At 71.5% G+C, this 21453-nt stretch carries 18 protein-coding genes; 12 read left to right on the forward strand and 6 right to left on the reverse strand.

Going from position 1 to position 21453, the window contains the following annotated elements:
* Positions 1 to 70: 70 nt before the first annotated feature.
* From CLV43_RS30800 to CLV43_RS30815, 4 genes are all read left to right on the forward strand, one after another.
* Entirely contained in the window at positions 71 to 823 is a 753-nt protein-coding gene (locus CLV43_RS30800) for a nucleotidyl transferase AbiEii/AbiGii toxin family protein (RefSeq protein WP_211304650.1), read from the forward strand.
* 872 nt (positions 824 to 1695) lie between these two features.
* Positions 1696 to 2646, forward strand: a complete 951-nt coding sequence (locus CLV43_RS30805) for an LLM class F420-dependent oxidoreductase (protein WP_106191508.1) — start codon at positions 1696 to 1698, stop codon at positions 2644 to 2646.
* 4 nt (positions 2647 to 2650) lie between these two features.
* Positions 2651 to 3256, forward strand: coding sequence for a TetR/AcrR family transcriptional regulator (locus CLV43_RS30810; RefSeq protein ID WP_245887112.1), 606 nt, complete (start codon positions 2651 to 2653; stop codon positions 3254 to 3256).
* A gap of 180 nt (positions 3257 to 3436) precedes the next feature.
* Positions 3437 to 4981: an extracellular solute-binding protein gene (locus CLV43_RS30815; RefSeq protein WP_146174969.1), complete on the forward strand. Its 1545-nt coding sequence runs from the start codon at positions 3437 to 3439 to the stop codon at positions 4979 to 4981.
* Here CLV43_RS30815 and CLV43_RS30820 read toward each other — a convergent pair whose 3' ends face one another.
* Both CLV43_RS30820 and CLV43_RS30825 read right to left on the reverse strand, forming a co-directional pair.
* Positions 4982 to 5341 carry a VOC family protein gene (locus tag CLV43_RS30820; RefSeq protein WP_106191512.1) on the reverse strand — a complete coding sequence of 120 codons (360 nt, stop codon included), beginning with the start codon at positions 5339 to 5341 and terminating at the stop codon, positions 4982 to 4984. It lies immediately after the preceding gene.
* A gap of 18 nt (positions 5342 to 5359) precedes the next feature.
* Positions 5360 to 5818, reverse strand: coding sequence for a peroxiredoxin (locus CLV43_RS30825; protein ID WP_106191513.1), 459 nt, complete (start codon positions 5816 to 5818; stop codon positions 5360 to 5362).
* 103 nt (positions 5819 to 5921) lie between these two features.
* On the opposite strand from CLV43_RS30825, the gene CLV43_RS30830 reads away from it, so the two are divergent.
* The 6 genes from CLV43_RS30830 (at position 5922) to treZ (ending at position 15494) form a co-directional block, all read left to right on the forward strand.
* Positions 5922 to 6839, forward strand: a complete 918-nt coding sequence (locus CLV43_RS30830; RefSeq protein ID WP_106191918.1) for a LacI family DNA-binding transcriptional regulator — start codon at positions 5922 to 5924, stop codon at positions 6837 to 6839.
* A 126-nt stretch (positions 6840 to 6965) separates the two neighbouring features.
* Complete coding sequence (malQ, locus tag CLV43_RS30835; RefSeq protein ID WP_170156087.1) at positions 6966 to 8861, forward strand: 4-alpha-glucanotransferase; 1896 nt, start codon at positions 6966 to 6968, stop codon at positions 8859 to 8861.
* Positions 8862 to 9021: 160 nt separating this feature from the next.
* Positions 9022 to 9303, forward strand: a complete 282-nt coding sequence (locus tag CLV43_RS30840; RefSeq protein ID WP_245887113.1) for a hypothetical protein — start codon at positions 9022 to 9024, stop codon at positions 9301 to 9303.
* 106 nt (positions 9304 to 9409) lie between these two features.
* On the forward strand, positions 9410 to 11533 hold the full coding sequence (glgX, locus tag CLV43_RS30845) for a glycogen debranching protein GlgX (RefSeq protein ID WP_106191517.1): 2124 nt from the start codon (positions 9410 to 9412) through the stop codon (positions 11531 to 11533).
* Positions 11530 to 13737 (forward strand): malto-oligosyltrehalose synthase, encoded by a 2208-nt coding sequence (treY, locus tag CLV43_RS30850; RefSeq protein ID WP_106191518.1) that lies wholly within the window; start codon positions 11530 to 11532, stop codon positions 13735 to 13737. Before glgX ends, treY begins: the two co-directional genes overlap by 4 nt.
* Positions 13734 to 15494 (forward strand): malto-oligosyltrehalose trehalohydrolase, encoded by a 1761-nt coding sequence (gene treZ, locus CLV43_RS30855; protein WP_106191520.1) that lies wholly within the window; start codon positions 13734 to 13736, stop codon positions 15492 to 15494. The genes treY and treZ overlap by 4 nt, the downstream gene beginning before the upstream one ends.
* Here treZ and CLV43_RS30860 read toward each other — a convergent pair.
* On the reverse strand, positions 15434 to 15904 hold the full coding sequence (locus CLV43_RS30860; protein ID WP_245887114.1) for an ANTAR domain-containing protein: 471 nt from the start codon (positions 15902 to 15904) through the stop codon (positions 15434 to 15436). The genes treZ and CLV43_RS30860 overlap by 61 nt on opposite strands.
* 299 nt (positions 15905 to 16203) lie before the next feature.
* Between CLV43_RS30860 and CLV43_RS30865 the strand changes: the two genes are divergently transcribed.
* Positions 16204 to 16377, forward strand: coding sequence for a CsbD family protein (locus tag CLV43_RS30865; RefSeq protein ID WP_106191523.1), 174 nt, complete (start codon positions 16204 to 16206; stop codon positions 16375 to 16377).
* 360 nt (positions 16378 to 16737) lie between these two features.
* On the opposite strand, the gene CLV43_RS30870 is transcribed toward CLV43_RS30865, so the two are convergent.
* Positions 16738 to 17568 (reverse strand): oxidoreductase, encoded by an 831-nt coding sequence (locus tag CLV43_RS30870; protein ID WP_106191525.1) that lies wholly within the window; start codon positions 17566 to 17568, stop codon positions 16738 to 16740.
* A gap of 90 nt (positions 17569 to 17658) precedes the next feature.
* On the opposite strand from CLV43_RS30870, the gene CLV43_RS30875 reads away from it, so the two are divergent.
* Positions 17659 to 18216: a TetR family transcriptional regulator gene (locus tag CLV43_RS30875; protein WP_106191526.1), complete on the forward strand. Its 558-nt coding sequence runs from the start codon at positions 17659 to 17661 to the stop codon at positions 18214 to 18216.
* Positions 18217 to 18270: 54 nt separating this feature from the next.
* On the opposite strand, the gene CLV43_RS30880 is transcribed toward CLV43_RS30875, so the two are convergent.
* Positions 18271 to 20265 (reverse strand): hypothetical protein, encoded by a 1995-nt coding sequence (locus tag CLV43_RS30880; RefSeq protein ID WP_106191528.1) that lies wholly within the window; start codon positions 20263 to 20265, stop codon positions 18271 to 18273.
* 95 nt (positions 20266 to 20360) lie between these two features.
* Positions 20361 to 21362 carry a LacI family DNA-binding transcriptional regulator gene (locus CLV43_RS30885; RefSeq protein ID WP_106191530.1) on the reverse strand — a complete coding sequence of 334 codons (1002 nt, stop codon included), beginning with the start codon at positions 21360 to 21362 and terminating at the stop codon, positions 20361 to 20363.
* Positions 21363 to 21453 lie beyond the last annotated feature (91 nt).

Raw genomic sequence — 21453 nt, forward strand, 5'->3', positions numbered from 1 at the left:
ATTGGAAACCCGATTGCTGGCACGATCCGCTGAGACCGGAGTCAGCTTGGACCGGCTACGTCGACGGGTGATGTTCGAACGCGTCATCGCTCGCTTCCAGACCGCGGAGCCAGGGCAATGGGTACTCAAAGGTGGCATGGCACTCGAGGTTCGCCTGCACGACAACGCTCGGCTGACCAAGGACGTCGACCTCGGCCTTCGCGATGCCGTCGACAGCGCGTCCGACCTCCACGAGCGGCTCGTCGAGATCCTCACCATCGACCTCGACCACGACTACTTCGTCCTCACCGTTGGCGCACCGGAACGACTACGCGATGACAGCGGCGGATACCCCACCTGGCGCGCCAAGGTCGGCGCGCGACTGGCCGACAAGCCCTTCGGCCGCGTCCAACTCGACGTGTCGCCCAGGGCTCATGAACTTCACGCCACCGACAGGCTCGCCATACCCAACTCCTTGGCCTTCGCCGGCGTCCCGGCCGTTGAGGTCGAAGCGGTCGACATCCACCGGCATGCGGCGGAGAAGTTCCACGGCATGCTCCGCGACTTCGGGGAACGGGAGAACTCGCGGGTCCGCGACCTCGTCGACCTGGTCATCCTCCTCGAACACGGGCTGGTCGTACCCGAGCGAACAGCAACGGCAGTCCGAACCGTATGGCTCGAACGCGACAGCACCGAACCACCGGACGAACTCCCGCCGCTGCCGGAGTCGTGGCCGGACCGCTACCGGCGACTTGCGGCCAGCCACGACATGGACTTCCCGCCTTACTCCTCGGCCGTCGCCCACGTGACACAGCTGTGGCTCCACATGTTCCCCAGTTCTTGACCTGGACAACACCAAGCCGGAGCGGGACACCTTGCCGGTGCAGAACACAGGACACGGACGACGCTCGACCGCAGCACCAGCGAATGTTGGTGTTCCACCAACCGATACAGCGGAGGCACGAGGTGGTCCTCCTGACGCGCACATCGTGAGCCTGTTTCAGCGAGGAGCTGCAGGCTCGATGATCACGTCTTTGCGACACAAACATTGTGGGAGGTGGCAGGTCGTCGTCCGGGAACGAGTGCCTATGCCGCGCAGCGGGCCTTGGCCAGCCTTCTTGTTGCACCGGCGCTCCAACTGGGAACCGATTTGCTCGCTGGATGACTACTCCGTCTGCGTGATCTCGGTGCGAGCGGTCACTTTGTTGCGCTTTTTCGAGTTCGTCGCCACCCCGTTGGGCGCCTAGTGCACTTCGGGCCGGAGGACCGTGCGTTTGGAGGCGACTCGTCCGTGTCGCATGCGGGTCAGCATGTGGATCGTGCTTTCGGCGAGTCGGTTCGAGTCCTGGACCACGGTGGCACGGAGCGGGCTGGTGCCGCTGTCGATCAACGCCCAGGGCTTCGGGAATGCCGTCCACGCCGATGATCGCGGTGTTCCTGGTGGCGGGGGAGTCGATCGCCCGCAAGGCGTCCGCCGCGCCGAGCGCCATTTCGTCATTGGTGCAGAACACCGCGGTTGCCCGACTTGGCGTAGAGCCTGGATAGGCGGATCACCGATGCGCGTGCTGCGTCGCCGGTGCTTCGGAGGCGCCCAAGCCAGCCCTGGACTCGACCGCCGCTGCGGATCGAGCGGCCACACTCAACATACCGACCAGTCGGTACCCAAGGTAAGCTCCCCCCAACGCACCATCAGGCCGCGTACACCAGGAGGCGCAAGTGGGTCGTTGGGGAATCACGCTGCCGTTGACCGGTGTCCCGGTCCTCCACCACAAGGACCTCGTGGCCGAGCTCTCCGACCTCGGCTACACCGACATCTGGTCCGCCGAGACCGCTGGCTCCGACGCCTTCACACCCCTGGCGCTGGCTGCGCAGTGGTCGGACAAGGTCCGGCTGGGGACGGCCATCGTCCCGGTCTACACCCGCGGTCCGGCTCTGCTCGCCATGAGTGCGGCCACCGCCGCGGAGGTCTCGGGTGGGCGGTTCGTGTTGGGGATCGGGTCGTCGTCACCGGCGATCGTCAACCGGTGGAACGCCGCCGACTTCACCGAGCCGTTCAAGCGCACCCGCGACACCCTCCGCTTCCTCAAGGCGGCCCTCGCGGGGGAGAAGGTGACCGAGGAGTACGACACGTTCGCGGTGAAGGGCTTCCGGTTGGAACGGGCGCCGGAGCAGCGGGTGCCGATCATGCTGGCGGCGCTGCGTCCGAACATGCTCCGCCTGGCCGCCAAGGAGGCCGACGGCGCGATCACCAACTGGCTCGGTGTAAACGATGTGCCGAAGGTGCGCGCGGAGCTGGGGACGGCCGAGCTGGCGGCGCGCATCTTCGTGTGCCCGACCGAGGACGTGGACTCCGCGCGGGCGCTGGGCAGGCTGCTGATCAGCACCTACCTGACCGTTCCGGCGTACGCCGCGTTCCACGACTGGCTCGGGCGTGGTGAGGCGTTGGCGCCGATGCACGAGGCGTGGGCGGCGGGCGACCGCAAGGCGGCGAACAAGCTGGTGCCGGACGAGGTGGTGGACGACCTGGTCGTGCACGGCAGCGTGGCGCAGTGCCGCGAGCGGGTGGCGCAGTACCGGGCGAACGGTGTGGACACGCCGATCATCGCGCTGCTCCCGACCGGGGCCGACCAGTTCGAGCTGGTCCGCGCGCTGGCACCGGGGGCGTGACGGGGTGGCGCGACGCGGTGGCGTCGGCGAGCTGAGCCGGACCGAGAACCGGATCATGGCGGCCGCGGTGCGGCTGTTCGCCGCGAAGGGGTTCGACGCGACGACGGTGCAGGAGGTGGTGGAGGCCGCCGAGGTCACCAAGGGGGCGCTCTACCACTACTTCGACTCCAAGGACGACCTGCTCTACGAGATCTACCGGACGCTGATCGGCAGGCAGATGGCCGACCTGGACCGGATCGTGGCGCTGGACGCCGACCCGGCGGCGACCGTCCGCGCGATCATCGTCAGCCTCGTCGAGACCACCGCGTCCAGCGTCGACGAGACGGCGGTGTTCATGCGCGAGATGCACCGGCTCGACGCGGACCTGATGGCGACCTTCCGCGCGGAGCGCAGGCGCTACCACGAGACGTTCCGCGCGGTCGTGGAGCAGGCGCAGGCGAGCGGTCGGTTCAGCTCCGGGGTCCCGGCCGAGACGACCGTGCTGATCGCGCTGGGCGTGATCAACCAGCTGCCCACCTGGTACCGGCCGGACGGTCCGAAGTCGGCGCCCGCGCTGGGTGGGGAGATCGCGGACTTCGTGCTGGCGGCACTGCGCCCCGCGGACCGGTGATCGCTGGTCTTTACGGGTGATTCGGCCGGTTCGCCGGCTCCCGAGGTCAACCGCGCACGTCCCACTGCCGATACGTTGGTCGGCGACCGCGAGGCCGGGATCAGGGGGATCCCGTGGTCTTCTCCGCATTCCAGCGGGTCGACACCCCGGTCGCCGCCCTGGTCGCGGAAGGTGGGGGAGATGAACGTGAACAGGGGACAGTGGAGTCCCCGATTCCGGGTCCTGGTGATCCTGGTGATGGTCGGCGTGGTCGTCGCGATCACGTCGGCGTCGACGCTCCTGATCGCCGAGCTGACCCCGAGGTGGAGCGCCGCCTCGGTGCTCAGCGCGGTGGTCTGCGGGCTCCTGGCGGTGATCTCCGGCATCTGCGTCAACGTGCTGCCGTGGGCCATCAGGATGGTCTGGACGAAGCCCGAGCAGCTCGGCGACTTCGTCGACCTCGTGGCGAAGCTCGGCCGGGCGCTGCGCAGACCGCTGAAGCAGGCCGGGATCGTGCTCGTGGTGGCGGCCATCGTGGCCGCGGGCGTGTTCGTGCGGCCACCGGCCACCGAGCTGGAACCCGGACCGCTGGTCGTCATGACCGCGTTCGGCGAGAGCAAGAACGACCCGAGGTCCATACTGCTGGACCTGTGGAACCAGTCGCACCCCGCCAACCAGGCCGAGTTCGACTACGTGTCCGGTGAGCCGTCCAAGCAGAACGAGCGGATGGGCAACGACGCCAAGCAGGACGGCGAGCACCACGCGGACGCCTACGCGCTCGACATCCCGTGGCTGCCCCAGTTCGCGATGGCCGGTCACATCCGCCCGCTGGACCGGACCGACCTCCCGGACTCGGCGTTGGGCGACTTCATCCCGAAGGTGCTCGCCACCGGGAAGTTCGACGACAAGCTGTGGGGGCTGCCGCTCAACAGCGACGTCGGGATGATCTACTGCCGCACCGACCTCCCCGGTGTGGCCAAGCCGAAGACCTGGGACGACTACTTCGGCGCCGCCGCGAAGCAGCTGGCGGTCGCGTTGAAGACGAGCGGTCCTGGTGTCGAGGCCGCCAACGCGGCCCAGCTGGCCGACGAGATGCTGAACGCCACCGCGGTGGAGGCGATGTGGGCCGCGGGCGGCGAGGTGGTGAGCCGGACCGGCCGGGTCGTGCTGACCGCGGACGAGAGCGAGGTCGCGTTCGAGCCCGAGGACCGCAAGGGCATCGAGGACCTGGCCCGCGCGGTCAAGGACGCCGACATCGTGCTCGCGGGCGCCGACAGCATGACCGAGGCCTCCGCCATCACCGCCTTCAAGTCCGGCAAGACGGCGTACATGCGCAACTGGCCGGTGTCGGCGGACGACCTGGAGGGCAAGGTCGAGTTCACCCCCAGTGCCCCACCGACCCCGAGCATCCTGGGCGGCCAGACCCTCGCCGTGTCGAAGTGGACGACGAGGCCCAGGGCCACCCAGGCGCTGATCGAGTTCATGACCAGCTCGTCGAGCGAGCTGATCCTGTCGGAGGTCGGCGGGTTCGTCCCCACCAGGAACTCCGCCTTCGACAGTTCCAAGCGGCTGGACAAGCAGGAGCTGCGCAAGGCCCTGGAGGACGCGCGCCTGCGCCCCGTCACGCCCTACTACCCCAAGGTCAGCCGCGTCTTCCACGACGGCATCGCCCGCGCGCTCAACAACGGCGGCAAGCTGGAGGAGGACTTCCCCAGGGAACTGGCGACCGCGCTGAAGGGCGGCTGATCAGTCCCACACCAGGCAGAACGTGTGCCCGGCCGGGTCGGTGAAGACCTGGAAGTCGTCCCCGTCGGCGTCGAGCCTGCGACCGCCGAGCTCGACGATCCGGCGGGTGGCCGCGTCGAGGTCGGCGTGCGCGATCTCCACGTCCAGGTGGAACTGCTGCGACGCCTTCGGGTCCGGGAAGGTCGGCGGTTCGTGCTCCGGCGAGAGCTGGAACGCGAACCGCCTGCCGTCGTCGTCGGTCAGCACCACCCAGTCGTCGTGCTCACCGGTGACCTTCCCGCCGACCAGTTCGACGTAGAACTCCGCCAGCGCGCGCGGGTCGCGGGAGTCGAGCACGACGGCCCTCACATGTCCGATCATGCGGCCGGGGTACCCGGATCACGCCTTGGCATGCTCCCGCAGCGCGGACAGCGCCTTGTCGGCGTGCGTGTTCATGCCGAACTCGCTCTTCACGACCTCGATCACCCGGCTGTCCGTCCCGATGACGAACGTGTGCCGCTTGACCGGCAGCGGGCCGAACCGGCGCTTCACGCCGAACACCTCGGCGACCTCGCCCTCCACGTCGGACAGCAGCGGGTAGTCGAACCCGTTGAGGTCGGAGAACTGCTTCTGCCGGGCGACCGAGTCGGTGCTGATGCCCACCCGCCGCGCCCCGACCTCGGCGAACTCCGCGGCCAGGTCGCGGAAGTGGCAGCTTTCCGCCGTGCACCCGCCGGTCATCGCGGCCGGGTAGAAGAACAGCACGACCGGACCGCCCTCCAGCAGCGCGGACAGCGCGCGGGGGGCTCCGTCCTGGTCGGGGAGGGTGAAGTCGGGGACGAGATCGCCGGTCTTCATGCAGGGGTCCTTCCGGGACGACGGGTGTCTGCAGGGTGTTCGGGAGAGGCCCACCGTACGGTTCTCAGTAGGCTTGGTGATCAGGGAGGTGGACGTGACCAGCATGTCCGACGTGGCACGCGCCGCCGGCGTGTCCGCCGCGACCGTGTCCCGTGCCCTGCGCGGCGAGCCGGGGGTGTCCGAGGCGACCAGGCGGTACGTCACCGAGGTCGCCAAGAGGATGAAGTACGCGATCGCCCGCGACGCCTCCAGCCTGGCGGGCGGCCGCCGGTTCGCCATCGCGGTGCTGACCGGCGACGTCGGGCGGGGCGACCTGCTGGCGGGCGCCGAGGGCGCGCTGCGGCAGGCGGGGTTCGACGTGCTGCTCTACGTGCTCGGCGACGCAGGGTCGCGGACCGGGTTCTTCGAGGAGATGCCGCTGGGCCGCCGGGTGGACGGCGTGCTGGCCCTGTCGATCGTGCTCGCCGAGGCCGAGTCGGCCGCGCTGGCGACGCTGGACGTGCCGGTGGTGCGGGTCGACGACGGCGACCTGCGCAGCGCGTTGCGGATCGCGGTCGGGCACCTGATCGGGCTCGGTCACCGCGACATCGCGCTGGTGCTGGCCGACGGCGTCGACGAGTCCTACGACGAGGTGCTGGTGGCCGAGGGCCTCGAGATCCGTCCGGAGTGGACCCTGTGGTCGTCCCCGACGGTGGTCGGCGGCGAGCAGGTCGCGGACGCGCTGCTGGACGGCGACCGGCTGCCCACCGCCGTGGTCAGCTCCAACGGCGAGGTCGCGCTCGGCGTGTTCATGCGGCTGCGGCGCGACGGCCGGGCCATCCCCGCCGACATCAGCCTGGTCAGCCTGGACGACCGGGACCTCACCCGCGCCGTCGGCATCACGGCCATCGAGGGCGCGCAGCGCGAGGAGGGCGAACGGGCGGTGGCCGCGTTGCTCGGCAGCATCCGCGGGGATGGCGGATCATCGGTGCACGGGCTCTCCGCGCGGCTGGTCGTGCGGGACTCCACCGGCCCGGCATGACGGACGGTGACCGCGCAGTGGATCACCCGTCCGGCCTGACACGACGCACTGAATTCCCTGCAACCTTCGGGTGACCAGGCCGTGCCGCCCTGGCATCCGCGGCGCCGATGAGAGAAAGCTGACCGCGTGGACGACGAGTTGGCCGCACTGGCCGAGGCGCACGGCGTGGCGACCCGGTACGAGGACTCCGGCCAGCGCATGGTGGACGTCGACCCGGCCGTCGTGGTGGCCGTGCTCGCCCAGCTGGACGTGGACGCCTCCACCCCCGAGGCGGTGCGCGCCGCGCTGGCCGCGGTGGCCGACGCCCCGGACACCCTGCCGCCCACGATCGTGGTCCGCGAGGGCCGCACCCTCGACCTCGGCCACCCGGCGACGGCGGTGCTGGAGGACGGCACCGAGGTCGACCTGCCCGCCGAGCTGCCGCTGGGCTACCACCGGGTCGGCGCCACGACCGTGGTCGTCGCCCCGGACCGGCTGCCCGCCGTGCCGCGGGCGTGGGGCTGGATGGTGCAGCTCTACGCGATGCGCTCCGAGGACTCGTGGGGGCTGGGCGACTACGCCGACCTGGCCACCGTCGCCCGCCGGTCGGGCGCGGAGCTCGGCGCCGGGGTGCTGCTGGTCAACCCGGTCCAGGCGATCAGCCCGACGCACCCGGTGGAGCGCTCGCCGTACTCGCCGTCGAGCCGCCGCTACTGCAACCCCATCTACCTGCGGGTCACCGACACCGCGGCGTACGCCGCCGCCGACGGGAGCACCCGCGCCGAGGTCGCGGCGCTGCGCCCGGACAACGCCACCGAGCTGATCGACTACGACGCGGTGTGGACCGCCAAGGCCGCCGCGCTCGAACTGCTCTGGCCGCACCACCCCGACCCGGTCGACCTGGACGCCGACCCCGCGCTGCGCGACTTCGCCACGTTCTGCGCCCTCGCCGAGCGCAACGGCCCGGACTGGCGGAGCTGGCCCGAGGAGCTGCGCGACCCCACGACCGCGCGGGCCGACCCCGAGCGGATCGCCTTCCACGCCTGGCTCCAGCAGCTCTGCCGCGACCAGCTCGACCGGGCGCGGCTGGCCGCGCACGAGGCGGGCATGGCCGTCGGCGTCATCCACGACCTGCCGGTCGGCGTGCACCCCGGCGGCGCGGACACCTGGGCGCTGCGCGACACGTTCGCGCCGAACGTGACCGTGGGCGCCCCGCCGGACGCGTTCAACCAGCAGGGCCAGAACTGGAACCTGCCCCCGTGGCGGCCCGACCGGCTGGCCGCGCTCGGCTACGCGCCGTTCCGGGAGATGCTGCGCAGCGTGCTGCGGCACGCCGACGGCATCCGGGTCGACCACGTCGCCGGGCTGTGGCGGCTGTGGTGGATCCCACCGGGCGAGTCCGCCGACCGCGGCACCTACGTGCGCTACGACCCCGAGGCGATGCTCGGCGTGCTGGCGCTGGAGGCGCACCGCGCGGGAGCGGTCGTCGTGGGCGAGGACCTGGGCACGGTCGAGGACGAGGTCACCGAGACGCTGCACGACCGCGGCATGCTCAGCTCCGCGGTGCTGTGGTTCCAGCGCGACTACGACCTGCCGGGCCACCCGCTCGTGCCGCCGGAGAAGTGGACCGAGTCGGCCATGGCCAGCATCTCCACCCACGACCTGCCGACCGTGGCGGGCTTCCTCGCGGGGGAGCACGTCCGGATCCGGGCCGAACTGGGGTTGTTTGAGGGCTCCGTCGACGGGGAATACAGCGCTGCCGAGCTGGAACGCCACCAGCTCATCGAGCTGATGACCCAGGAAGGGGTCCCGACCGATGACCTCGTGGCCGCGTTCCACACCCTCCTGGCGAAGGCGCCGTCGGTGTTGCGCCTGACCTCACCCCAGGACGCGCTGGGCGAGGTACGGCAGCCGAACCTGCCGGGTACCGTCGACCAGTACCCCAACTGGCGGATACCGCTTCCGGTCACCCTGGAGCAGCTGTTCGCCGATCCGCACGTGCGCGCCGTCGTCGCCGCGCTCACCGGGGGACAGGGCCGGTGACCGGCCGAAACACGCGCGTTACCGCGGGTCAGGCGCCCGCGGAGTATCGTCGAGACGTCACCCGAGGAGCGTTCCGCCCAATGGTTGGAGGTGGCATTCCCCAGTGAACACCGAGGTTGTAACCCGGACGGGTACTTTGCCCGGAGATCTGGTCACCGCCGTGCACACCACGGAGGCGCTGGAGATCGCCGTCGAGCAGGTGCTCGCCGCCGTTCGCCCGGCCGTGCTGACCGATCCCCTGTCCGGGGCGCTGCGCGCCGAGGAGTCGCTGCGCACGGCGCTGAGCGGTGCCGACCACGGCACCGGCGGGGCGTTGGGGCAGGCGATGGCCTGCGCGGAAGCCGCCTGCGAACACCTGCGGTACTGCGAACTCCAGGAGGCCCGACTCCTCCTGGTAGCCGCGCGAGGCCAACTGGTCCGCGCGCACGCCCAGCGGTCCTGAGCCGACTCGGGTAGATCGAACCCCACCAAGACCGCCACGCTCCCGGCCCTCCCCACGTCGAGCCACTCGACCGGGGCGGACCGGGTTGCCTGCTGAGGAGATCTAGTTGCGGCCCTGGCCAGGAACCCCCTACCCGCTCGGCGCCACCTACGACGGCGTCGGCACGAACTTCGCCCTCTTCTCCGAGGTCGCCGACGAGGTCGAGCTGTGCCTCTACGACGACGAGGGCAAGGAGACCCGCGTCCGGCTGCCGGAGGTGGACGGCTTCGTCCACCACGGCTACCTGATCGGCATCGGCCCCGGCCAGCACTACGGCTATCGGGTGCACGGCCCGTTCGAGCCGGAGCACGGCCCGCGCTGCAACCCGAACAAGCTGCTGATCGACCCCTACGCCAAGGCCATCTCCAACGGCGTCGAGTGGGACGAGTCGCTGTTCGGGTACAAGTTCGGCGAGCCGGACCAGCGCAACGACCAGGACTCGGCGCCGTACGTGCCGAAGTCGGTCGTCGTGAACCCCTTCTTCGACTGGTCCAACGACCGAGCGCCCAAGACTCCGTACAACGAGTCGGTCATCTACGAGGCCCACGTGCGCGGCCTGACGATGAACCACCCGGAGATCCCGCACCGCCTGCGCGGCACCTACGCGGGCATCGCGCACCCGGTGGTCATCGACCACCTCACCAAGCTCGGCGTGACGGCGATCGAGCTGATGCCCGTGCACCAGTTCATCACCGACCACGGACTGGCCGAGAAGGGCCTGCGCAACTACTGGGGCTACAACACCATCGGGTTCTTCGCCCCGCACGACCTGTACGCGGCGATGCCGGACCAGGCCAACCAGGTCCAGGAGTTCAAGGGCATGGTCCGCGCCCTGCACGAGGCGAACATCGAGGTCATCCTCGACGTGGTCTACAACCACACCGCCGAGGGCAACCACCTGGGCCCGACGCTGTCCATGCGCGGCATCGACAACGAGGCGTACTACCGCCTGGTCGAGGACGACAAGCAGCACTACATGGACTACACGGGCACCGGGAACTCGCTGAACGTGCGCAGCCCGCACACGCTCCAGCTGATCATGGACTCGCTGCGCTACTGGGTCACCGAGATGCACGTGGACGGCTTCCGCTTCGACCTCGCCGCCACCCTCGCCCGCGAGTTCTACGACGTGGACCGGCTGTCCACGTTCTTCGACCTCGTCCAGCAGGACCCGGTGGTCAGCCAGGTGAAGCTGATCGCGGAGCCGTGGGACGTCGGCCCCGGTGGCTACCAGGTCGGCAACTTCCCGCCCCTGTGGACGGAGTGGAACGGCAAGTACCGCGACACCGTCCGCGACTTCTGGCGCGGCGAGCCCGCGACGCTGGGCGAGTTCGCCTCCCGCGTCACCGGCTCGTCCGACCTGTACCAGCAGGACGGTCGCAGGCCGTACGCGTCGATCAACTTCGTGACCGCGCACGACGGCTTCACGCTGAACGACCTCGTGTCCTACAACGACAAGCACAACGAGGCCAACGGCGAGGACGGCCGCGACGGCGCCGACGACAACCGCTCGTGGAACTGCGGCGTCGAGGGTCCGACGGACGACCCCGAGGTGCTCGCGCTGCGCGGCCGCCAGCGGCGCAACCTGCTCGCCACGATGCTGCTGTCCCAGGGCGTGCCGATGCTGCTGCACGGCGACGAGTTCGGCCGCACCCAGCAGGGCAACAACAACGTGTACTGCCAGGACAGCGACATCGCCTGGGTCGACTGGGCGCTCGCCGAGGAGAACGCCGACCTCATCGAGTTCACCTCCGCCCTCACGGCGTTCCGCAAGCAGCACCCGGTGCTGCGCAGGCGCCGCTTCTTCGCCGGCAAGCCGATCCGCAGCGGCGACGACCTCCGCGACATCGCGTGGTTCACGCCCGGCGGCGAGGAGATGACCGAGCACAACTGGGGCGACGACTTCGGCCGCTGCGTCATCGCGTTCCTCAACGGCGAGGGGATCCCGGACCTCGACCAGCGCGGCATGCGCGTCGTGGACGACTCGTTCCTGCTGGCGTTCAACGCCCACCACGAGGACATCGAGGCGACCCTGCCGGAGGAGAGCTACGGTCCGCAGTGGACGGTCGTCGTGGACACGGCGACCGGCGCGGTCCAGATCCCCGAACTGGGCGAGCCCATCCCGGCGGGCGGCAAGCTGACGCTCGTCGCGCGGTCGCTGGTGGTGCTGCAGCGGACGGGTGGCGAATGACCGAGCCGCTCGCCCCGTCGTCGACCTACCGGCTCCAGCTGAGGCCGGGCTTCACCTTCGCCGACGCCGCCGAGGTGGTGGACTACCTCGCGCGGCTCGGCGTCGGCGCCCTCTACGCGTCGCCGATCCTGGACGCCGCACCGGGTTCCACGCACGGCTACGACGTCGTGGACCCGACCCGCGCCCGCCCCGAGCTGGGTGGTGAGGAGGGCAGGCTCGCGCTGTCGGAGAAGGTCTCCGCCGCCGGGCTCGGCTTCGTGCTCGACATCGTGCCCAACCACATGTCGGTCGCCGTCCCGGAGACCGACCCGTGGTGGTGGGATGTGCTGAAGAACGGCCAGGAGTCCCGCTACGCCAAGTACTTCGACATCGACTGGGCCGCGGGCCCGGTGCTGGTACCGATCCTGGGCGACGAGGGCGAACCGGTCGTCGACGGCGACGTCGTGACCTACTACGACCACCGGCTCCCGGTGTCCGACCACTACCGCCTGGTGCACTGGCGGGTGGCGAACGAGGAGCTGAACTACCGGCGGTTCTTCGACATCACCACGCTCGCGGCGGTCCGCGTCGAGGACCCCGAGGTCTTCGACGCGACGCACGACGAGGTGCTGCGCTGGGTCGCGGCCGGCCAGGTGACCGGCCTGCGGGTCGACCACCCGGACGGCCTGGCCGACCCCGGCGGCTACTTCCGCAGGCTCAAGGAGCGCTCCGGCGTGTGGATCGTCGCCGAGAAGATCCTCGGCGTCGGCGAGCCGCTGCCGACCAGCTGGCCCGTCGAGGGCACCACCGGGTACGACGCGCTGCGCGAGGTCTGCGGGGTGTTCGTCGACCCGCGGGCCGAGGAGCGGTTCACCGCGCTGGCCGCGGAACTGGGCCAGGACACGGACTTCGAGGCCGTCGAGCACACCTGCCGCACGCTGGTGACCGACTCGATCCTGCGCGCCGAGGTGCGCCGGATCGGGGCGCTCGTGCGCGACGCGGAGCCCGCCGCCGCCGAGGCCGCCGTGGCCGGGGTGATGGTGAACTTCCCCGTCTACCGCTCCTACCTGCCCGAGGGCGAGGCGTCGTGGGCGACCGCGGTGTCGCGCGTGAAGGGCGCGGAGGTGCTGGACGAGCAGGTCCGCGCCGAGCCGCACGGCGAGCTGGCGACGAGGATCCAGCAGACCTCCGGCATGGTCGTGGCCAAGGGCACCGAGGACACCGCGTTCTACCGGTACACCAGGTTCGTGGCGCTCAACGAGGTCGGCGGCGCCCCGGACCGCTTCGGCGTGCCCGTCGAGGAGTTCCACACCCTCGCGGCACAACGGGACTCGGCGCTGCCGGAGTCCATGACGACGTTGTCCACGCACGACACCAAGCGCTCCGAGGACGTGCGGGCCAGGCTGGCCGTGCTGTCCGAGCTGCCCGACGAGTTCGCCGACCTGGCGCGCGGGTGGACCGCGCGGCACGGCATCGACGAGCCGTCGCTGAACATGCTGGCGTGGCAGACGATCGTGGGCGCCTGGCCGATCGGGCCCGACCGGCTGCGCGACTACCTGGACAAGGCGGCCAAGGAGTCCAAGGTCCGCACCACGTGGGTCGACCACGACGAGGAGTTCGAGAAGGCCGTCGCGGCCTGGCCCGAGCAGGTGCTCGGCGACCCGGTGACGCGCGGCGAGATCGAGTCCTTCGTGGAGCGGATCCGCCTGGCGGGCTGGTCGAACGCGCTGGGGCAGAAGCTCTTGCAGCTCACCGCTCCCGGCGTGCCCGACGTGTACCAGGGCACCGAGCTGTGGGACCTGTCGCTGGTGGACCCGGACAACCGGCGGCCGGTCGACTACGCGGTCCGCCGCGAGCTGCTCGACCGGATCGAGAACTGGTGGCTGCCCGAGGTCGACGACTCCGGCGCGGCCAAGCTCCTCGTGGTGCAACGGGCCCTGCGGTTGCGCAAGGCCCAGCCCGAGCTGTTCCACGGCTACCGCCCGCTGCCCGCGGAGGGCGTCGCGGCCGAGCACGTGGTGGCCTACAACCGTTCCCCCGACCTCGCGGTCGTGGCGACCCGGCTCCCGGTGGGCCTCGCGGCGGCGGGCGGGTGGCGCGACACGGTGCTGCCGCTGCCTCCCGGCGAGTGGACCGACGTGATCACCGGGCAGCTCGCCACGCCGCGGCTGGCCGACGTGCTCGGCCGGTACCCGGTCGCGCTGCTCGTGCGGGAGGGCTCGTGAGCTTCACCGTGTGGGCGCCCAAGGCGCAGGCCGTCCGCGTGCGCGTGGACGGCACCGACCAGGCCATGACGGCGGGCACGGGTGGTTGGTGGTCCGCCGACGTCGACGGCACCGACTACGCGTTCCTGCTGGACGACTCCGACGACGCGCTGCCCGACCCGCGCTCGCTGTGGCAGCCCGAAGGGGTGCACGGCCCGTCGCGCCGGTACGACCACGGCGCGTTCCGGTGGACCGACGGCGACTGGACCGGACGGCAGTTGGCGGGCGGGGTGGTCTACGAGCTGCACATCGGCACGTTCACCCCCGAGGGCACGCTGGACTCGGCCATCGCCAAGCTCGACCACCTGGTGGACCTCGGCATCACGCTGGTCGAGGTGCTGCCGGTGAACTCCTTCGACGGCACCGACGGCTGGGGCTACGACGGCGTCCTGTGGGGCGCGGTGCACGAGCCCTACGGCGGGCCGGACGCCTTCAAGCGGTTCGTCGACGCCTGCCACGCCAGGGGTCTCGGCGTGCTGCTCGACGTGGTCTACAACCACCTCGGGCCCTCCGGCGCGTACCTCGACCGGTTCGCGCCGTACTTCGCGGGCCGCAACGACTGGGGTCCCGGCCTCAACCTCGACGGGCCCGAGTCCGACGAGGTGCGCCGGTACGTCGTCGACAACGCCCTGGGCTGGCTGCGCGACTTCCACGTCGACGGCCTGCGCCTGGACGCCGTGCACGCCCTGCTCGACCGGCGGGCGACGCACCTGCTGGAGCAGCTGGCCGTGGAGGTCGACGCCCTGTCGGCGGGTCTCGGACGGCCGCTCACGCTCATCGCCGAGTCCGACCTCAACGACGCGCGGCTCGTCACGGCGCGCGAGGGCGGCGGGTACGGCCTGCAGGCGCAGTGGTCCGACGACCTGCACCACTGCCTGCACGTGGCCCTGACCGGGGAGACGCACGGCTACTACGCGGACTTCGCCGAACCCGGTGCGCTCGCGCGGACGCTGACCGACGTGTTCTTCCACGCGGGCACGTGGTCGTCGTTCCGCGGCCGCACGCACGGCCGTCCGGTCGACACCCGCGTGCTGCCCGGCTACCGGTTCCTGGCCTACCTGCAGAACCACGACCAGATCGGCAACCGCGCCACCGGCGACCGGATGTCGGCGACGGTGTCGCCCGGCCTGCTCGCCTGCGGGGCGGCGATCGTGTTCTGCTCCCCCTACACCCCGATGATCTTCATGGGGGAGGAGTGGGCGGCGAGCACGCCGTGGCAGTTCTTCGCGTCGTTCCCCGACCAGGAGCTGGCCGACGCCGTCCGCACCGGGCGGCGCCGGGAGTTCGGCGCGCACGGCTGGGGCGAGGCGGAGGTGCCGGACCCGATGGACCCGGCCACCGCGCGGCGCTCGAAGCTGGACTGGGCGGAGAGCGACGAACCGGCCCACCGGGAGGTGCTCGACCTGTACCGGTCGCTGATCGCCCTGCGCCGCGACCACCCCGAGCTGGCCGACCCCCGACTGGCCGACCTCGCCGTCGAGCAGCTCGGCACCGTGCTGGTGATGCGGCGCGGCGACCTGCGGCTGGTGTGCAACCTGGGGGCCACGGCGGTCACCCAGTCACTGGACTCGGCGGGTGGCTCGGTGCTGCTGGCCTCCGGGGACGTCGCCCTGGCCGGGCAGACCGTCCGGCTGTCCGCGGAGTCGTTCGCGATCGTTCAGACCGCGGGCTCGTCGTCGAGCCAACCCACGTCCGCGAGCCTCTCCGCCAACAGCTGACCGGCCAGCGTCAGCTCGTCGGCCAGCTGTCTTCGCACGTCGGCCGGCGCACCGTCCACCCGGTGCGCCGCCTCGTGCGCGGCCACGAGCTGCCGCGCCGCCTCGACCACGTCGACACCGGGCCACTGCACCTCCTCGGCCCGCTCGTGCGGTTCGACGGGCAGGTGCACGGACCGGACGGCCTGGCGCGGTCCCAGCTCGCCCGCCAGGTCGACGAGCTTCACCGCGATCGAGTGCAGCTTGACGTTGTGGTGCTGCGACATCCGGACGAGCAGCTGGAAGCCCTGCTGCGGGGTGAGGCCCTGGACGGCCGCGATCAGGCCGGTGGCCTGCCCGATCACCGTGCGGGTCTGCAGCGCCTTGCGCAGGCCTGCGACCTCGGCCTCGAGGCCTGCGATCCGCACGCTCACCGGATCACCTTGGCCGTTCTCCCCGACCACGGTCGGGCTCCTCTCGCACGTCGGGACACGGAGCCATGCGTGCCAGACGCGGGAGACGGGCAGCGGCAAGCCAGCAAGCCCACCGCGCGACGTCGGCACTGTGCCGTCGCCCGTCGCTGACACGGGTGCCCTCCGGAGAGGACACCCGATGGCTTGCGGCTGGCTTTTCAACCGCTAACGATCACCGTAGTACACCGGCGCCCCGATGTTTCGCCCCGGTCGCCACGGGTACTCACCGCACGGACCTACCGCCTACCGAGAGGACCGTCATGGGTGCCGACGACAAGATCAGCAACAAGGCCGAGGAGCTCAAGGGCCGGGCCAAGGAAGCTGTCGGCGACGCCACTGACAACGAGCAGTGGCAGGCCGAGGGCAGGGCCGAGCGCGCCAAGGGCTCCCTCAAGCAGGCGGGCGAGAAGGTCAAGGACGCTTTCAAGAGCTGACCCCGCCAGAACGCCGAGAGCCGCCGGTCCGCAGGGGACCGGCGGCTCTTCGCCGTGCGCGTCGTGGGGGGCGCTCGTCGACCGAACCGACCCCGGACATGGGACGACCCCCGGACCTGTGTCCCGCACGAGGTGCGGGCCGAGCTGGACTGGGGCTCGGGGTACCGGGGGTCGGGTGCCTGCCTGGAACTCGCCAGGCCGCGCCGGAAAGGGTCCCTAACGGGCGGTCCTAGCGGACGGACACCTCACGAAAAGTCCTATAGCTACACAACTTCGGACCACCTCCTTCCTCGTGTACCGCCAAACTATGCCGAGATCGGAAACCCGGCAACGTATATGTCCCAGGTCACATCCGACGCCTCAGGCGTAGTCCGTCGACCTGCTGGTCGCGGCCCACCGGGTGGCTTCGGCGGCCCGCAGGACGGACGACTCCTCGGCGATCCGCAGCGCGTCCGACCCCAGCAGCAGCCGCAGCGGGGGCTCGTCCAGCTCGACGAGCCCGATGAGCACCCGCGCGGCCCGGACCGGGTCGCCCGCCTGCTTCCCGTCGGCCTCCCGGCGGAACCGGTGCAACGCCCCCACGGTCCGCTCGTAGTCCTCGCCGACGGGGGAGACCGCCATCGACGACCCGCCCCAGTCCGTCCGGAACGTGCCGGGCTCGACGATCGTGACCTTGATCCCCAGCGGCGCCACCTCGTTGTGCAGCACCTCCGAGAACCCCTCCACGGCGTACTTGGCCGCCTGGTAGGCGCCCATCCCCGGCGTGCCGCCGACCCGGCCGCCGATCGAGGAGAACTGCAGGAAGTGCCCCGACCGCCTGCGGCGCAGCACCGGGAGCGCGGCCCTCGTCACGTTCACCACCCCGAACAGGTTCGTCTCGACCTGCGCCCGGAAGTCGTCCTCCGCCATCTCCTCGATCGGCGCCGAGTTCGCGTACCCCGCGTTGTTCGCCACCACGTCCACCGTCCCGAACGCGTCGACGGCCACGGCGACCGCCGCCTCGGCCGCCCGCGCGTCGGTGACGTCGAGCCCGACGGCGCGCACGCGGTCGCCGTACTGCGCCACGAGCCCGTCCAGCTGCTCCGGCCGTCGAGCCGTGGCGACCACGTGGTCGCCGTTCTCGAGCGCCGCCACCGCGAGCGCCCGGCCGAGCCCGCGCGAGCTGCCGGTGATGAGCCAGGTCCTGGTCATGTCCACCTTCTAACCGACTGGTTGGTTATTTCCAGGGAACGCCGCTTGCGTGCGTCTGTCAACCGACTGTTTGGTTGCTAAGCTCACAGCGTGATCCGAGACGCCGAGCGCACCAGGCGACGCCTGCTCGAAGCCGCCACCGCGGAGTTCGCCGAGCTGGGCATCGCGGGCGCCCGCGTCAACCGCATCGCCGAGGTCGCGGGCTGCAACAAGGCCATGCTGTACGCCTACTACGGCAGCAAGGACCAGCTGTTCGACGCCGTCTTCACCACCCACGTAGGCGACTTCCTCGACCGGGTCCGGTTCGACGCGGCGGACCTCCCCGGCTACGCGGGCAGGCTCTTCGACTACTTCGAGGCCAACCCCGCGGCCCAGCGCCTCGCGGTCTGGTACCGGCTGGAACGCCCCACCAGCTCACGCCTGGACGCCGTCGTCGAGGTCAACCGGGTCCGCCTGGACGAGCTCGCCCGCGCCCAGTCCGACGGCCTGCTCCCGGCCCACTACACCCCGGCCGCCCTGCTCGCCCTCGTCCAGTCGATCAGCACCGCCTGGTCGTCGATGAACCCCGAGTACGACCTCGTCGCCCCGCCCGACGTCGAGCGGCGCCGCGCCGCCGTGGTCGACGCGGTCCGCCGGTTGACCGCGTAGGTCGCGAGGCAGGCGCGCAAGGCTCGCGGACCTGTCACACCTGACGGGGCCCGACTAGGCGCGGTCCCAGGCCCCGTCGGTGCTGGGACTGGTCAGCCACTCCACGTTCAGCGGATGGGCCGCGCCGCGGGCGTCGCGGAGCCTGCCGCACAGGTCCTCCTGCCGCGCGGCGAGCTCCCGCACGACCTCGAACGGCGAGGCGTGCGCGTCCGGGCCCGTGGCGTTGCGGTACCAGTTGCCCAGCACCTCCAGCGTGAAGTCGACGACCATCAGCCCGCCGAGGCCGAGCACGACGTCGCCGGTGGCCTGGAAGACCCCGGAGTGCAGGGCCAGGTTGCGCGCGCTGTACAGCGCGTCGAGCAGCGACCGCATCCGCTCCTGCGTCGCGACCAACCAGCGCGCGCAGCTCCCCGCCGACGCGAGCCGCCCCCGCCAGTCGGCGACCTGCCGGGCGGCCAGCGGGGCGGCGTGGGGGAGCAGGTCGTGCACGGCCACCCGCGCGTCGAGCAGCGCGGGGTCGTCACCGGCGCGCTCGGGGAGCAGGACGTCGACCCACCGGTTCACGTCGAGCAGGTACTTGTGGTCGTCCAGGGTCGCGTACTCCGCCACCACGGCAAGGGGTTCGTGCAACGAGGAGGTCAGCCCGTCGGAGCGCCGGACCGCGTCCTCGTGCCTGCCGACGGCACCGGCCAACGCCGTCCGGAGCCGCGCCACCTCGGGGTGGTCGGGAGCGCACCGCTCGATGGCCCGGCGCAGGCTCACCACCCGCCGCCGCGTGGTCCCGACCCGGCTGCGGGCGTGCTTGGTCGACGCCGTGGCCGACTGGTGCAGCAGCTGGTGCGCCTCCACCACCTGCTGCCGCATCGCCTGCAACGCCAGCACTCCCGCCAGCTGCGACGCCTTCTCGTTCACCCCCAACGCCTCCAGCGCCGCCCACGACAGCGCGGCCGCGGTCAGCGGCGACTCCGTCGTCCTGGCCAGGTGCGCCATCCGCAGCCCTTCGCGCAGCCCGTGCGGCCACCGCTGCACCAACGGGTACGCGCGGTTGACGGTGGACCGGCGCGGGGTCAGCTCGTCGCTGCGCACGGTGCCCGCGCGGGTCACCAGCATCCGCGGGTCCAGCGAGATGGTGAGCAGCCGGTGGCCCGCGACGTACTGGTCCAGCAGTTCGGTCACCCGCCGCCGCGCCAGCCGGGCGGCGCTCGGCTTGTCGACCGCGTCCACGTCGACCGCCACCACGCAGCTGGTCGACGTGCGCGGCACGGTGGCCAGGAACTGGCGCAGCCGGTCGCGCGCGGCACCCCAGCCGAGCCTCTCCGGCTGCCCCTCCGACCACTGCCGCGCGGTCGGGTCGAGCGCGCTCAGCCCGGACAGCTCACCGGCGCCGTGCACGACGCACGCCACGTGGTGGCGCACCCGGTCCGGGTGCAGGGTCTGCCAGATCGCGGCGGGGTCGGTGCCGTGCTTGGCCAGGGTGTGGGTCAGCTCCTGCTGCAACGTGTCCGGGTCGCGGTCGGTGGCGGCGACCAGGCAGGCGACCTCGTCGCTGATCTGGTCCAGCCGCGCCCACCTGCCCGGTGAGCTCGCGGTGGCGTGCCAGGAGTCGAGGAACAGCGCCCACAGCAGCTTGGGCAGCTCGGCGATGAGGGTGTCGAGGCGGGCGGCGAACGCGGCCGCGGCGACCCGGCTCTCCTGGTCGTCGTACATGGAGCCCGACGCGTCCACGATCTCCGCGAGCGTGTGCGTGAGGTGCACCAACGGCTGGTGCGCGGTGGCCGCCGCCGCCCGGTTGACCGCCGCGGCGGCGTTGAGGCACAGCGACCGCAGCAGCCTGCCCTTCGGCTGGCCGAGCACGCTGTAGCTCAACAGCGCGGAGTGGGTGCGGGGCAGCTCGGCGGCCAGGCCCGCCAGCGTGGCGGAGTGCTGGCTGAGCAGGGTGGCGGGCTCGATCGAGCGGATGACCCGTTGCAGCAGGTAGGTCTGCTCCCGCAGCGCTCCGCTGGCGCGGAGTTGTCCCAGCAGCTCCGGGTCGAACCCGCTGAACGTCACGCCACGCAGCGTAGTCGCACGGGGTGCGCGGCCGAGGCCCGAACGGCACCCCCGACGGCAGGTTCGGGGCGCCGGTGCGCAGGAGGTCGGAGCTTTCAGGAGATCGTTGGTCCGGCGGGCGCAGCGGTGGTAGCCCGGATGACCAAGGACGTGGGGAGTTCTTTCAGCTTGGGCACCGCCGCCGTGGCGCCGTTGTCGAGCTGGTCGAGCAGCAGCTCCACGGCCGCGCGGCCCGCCTCCTCCGCGGGCATGGTCACGGTCGTGAGCGGACGGCCGCACATCGCGGCGTAGAGGATGTCGTCGAACCCGGTGACACTGATCCGCTCCGGCACCGCCACGTCGAGCTGCTGGAGCCGGTTGAGCACGCCCAGGGCCATGAGGTCGTTGTAGGCGACCACGGCCGTCACGCCCGCCGCCAGCGCCTGCTCGACGCCCTGGGCGCCACCGCGGAACGTCGGCTCGAACGGGCCCAGCTCCAGGACGGACAGGCCGGTGCGCGCGGCGGCCTCGCGCAGCCCGCGGCGGCGGGCCTGGGTGGACCACGACCGCCCCGGCCCGCCGAGGTAGGCGCACCGCCGGTGGCCGAGCGCGGCCAGGTGCCCGACCACCGCGGCCATCCCGGACGCGCTGTCCATCATGACCGACGGCAGTCCCGGCAGCGCGCGGTTGACCAGCACCATCGTGGTCAGCGACGCCAGCTCGGCGAGTCTGCCGTCGTCCAGTTCGGACGCGCACACCACGACGCCGTCGACCTGGCGCGCCATGGTGCGGATCAGCTCCTCCTCGGTCACGCCGTCCTGCCCGCTGTCGCAGAAGAACACCGAGTTGCCCGCCTCGCGGGCGCGGGCCTGCACGCCGAGCAGGATCGACGGGAAGAACGGGTTGCCGAGGTCGGGCACGACGATGCCGAGGTTGCCCGTGCGCCCGGTGATCAGGCTGCGGGCCGCGGGGTTGGGCTGGTAGCCCAACCCCCGCACCACTTCCAGCACCCGTTCCCTGGTGTCGGCGCGGACCAGGTCGGGCGCGCTGATCGCCCGCGAGACCGTCGACACCGACACCCTGGCCTGACGTGCGACATCCCTGATGGTGACCGGCACGGCGGCTCCTCTCGTCGTGGCGGCCATGCAGGATGCACACGGATCCGGCGAGCCGTCAAGATCGGGCGGGCAAGCCTGTGGAGGTCCGCAG

The sequence above is a fragment of the Umezawaea tangerina genome, assembly GCF_003002815.1.
Classification (GTDB): Bacteria; Actinomycetota; Actinomycetes; order Mycobacteriales; family Pseudonocardiaceae; genus Umezawaea; species Umezawaea tangerina.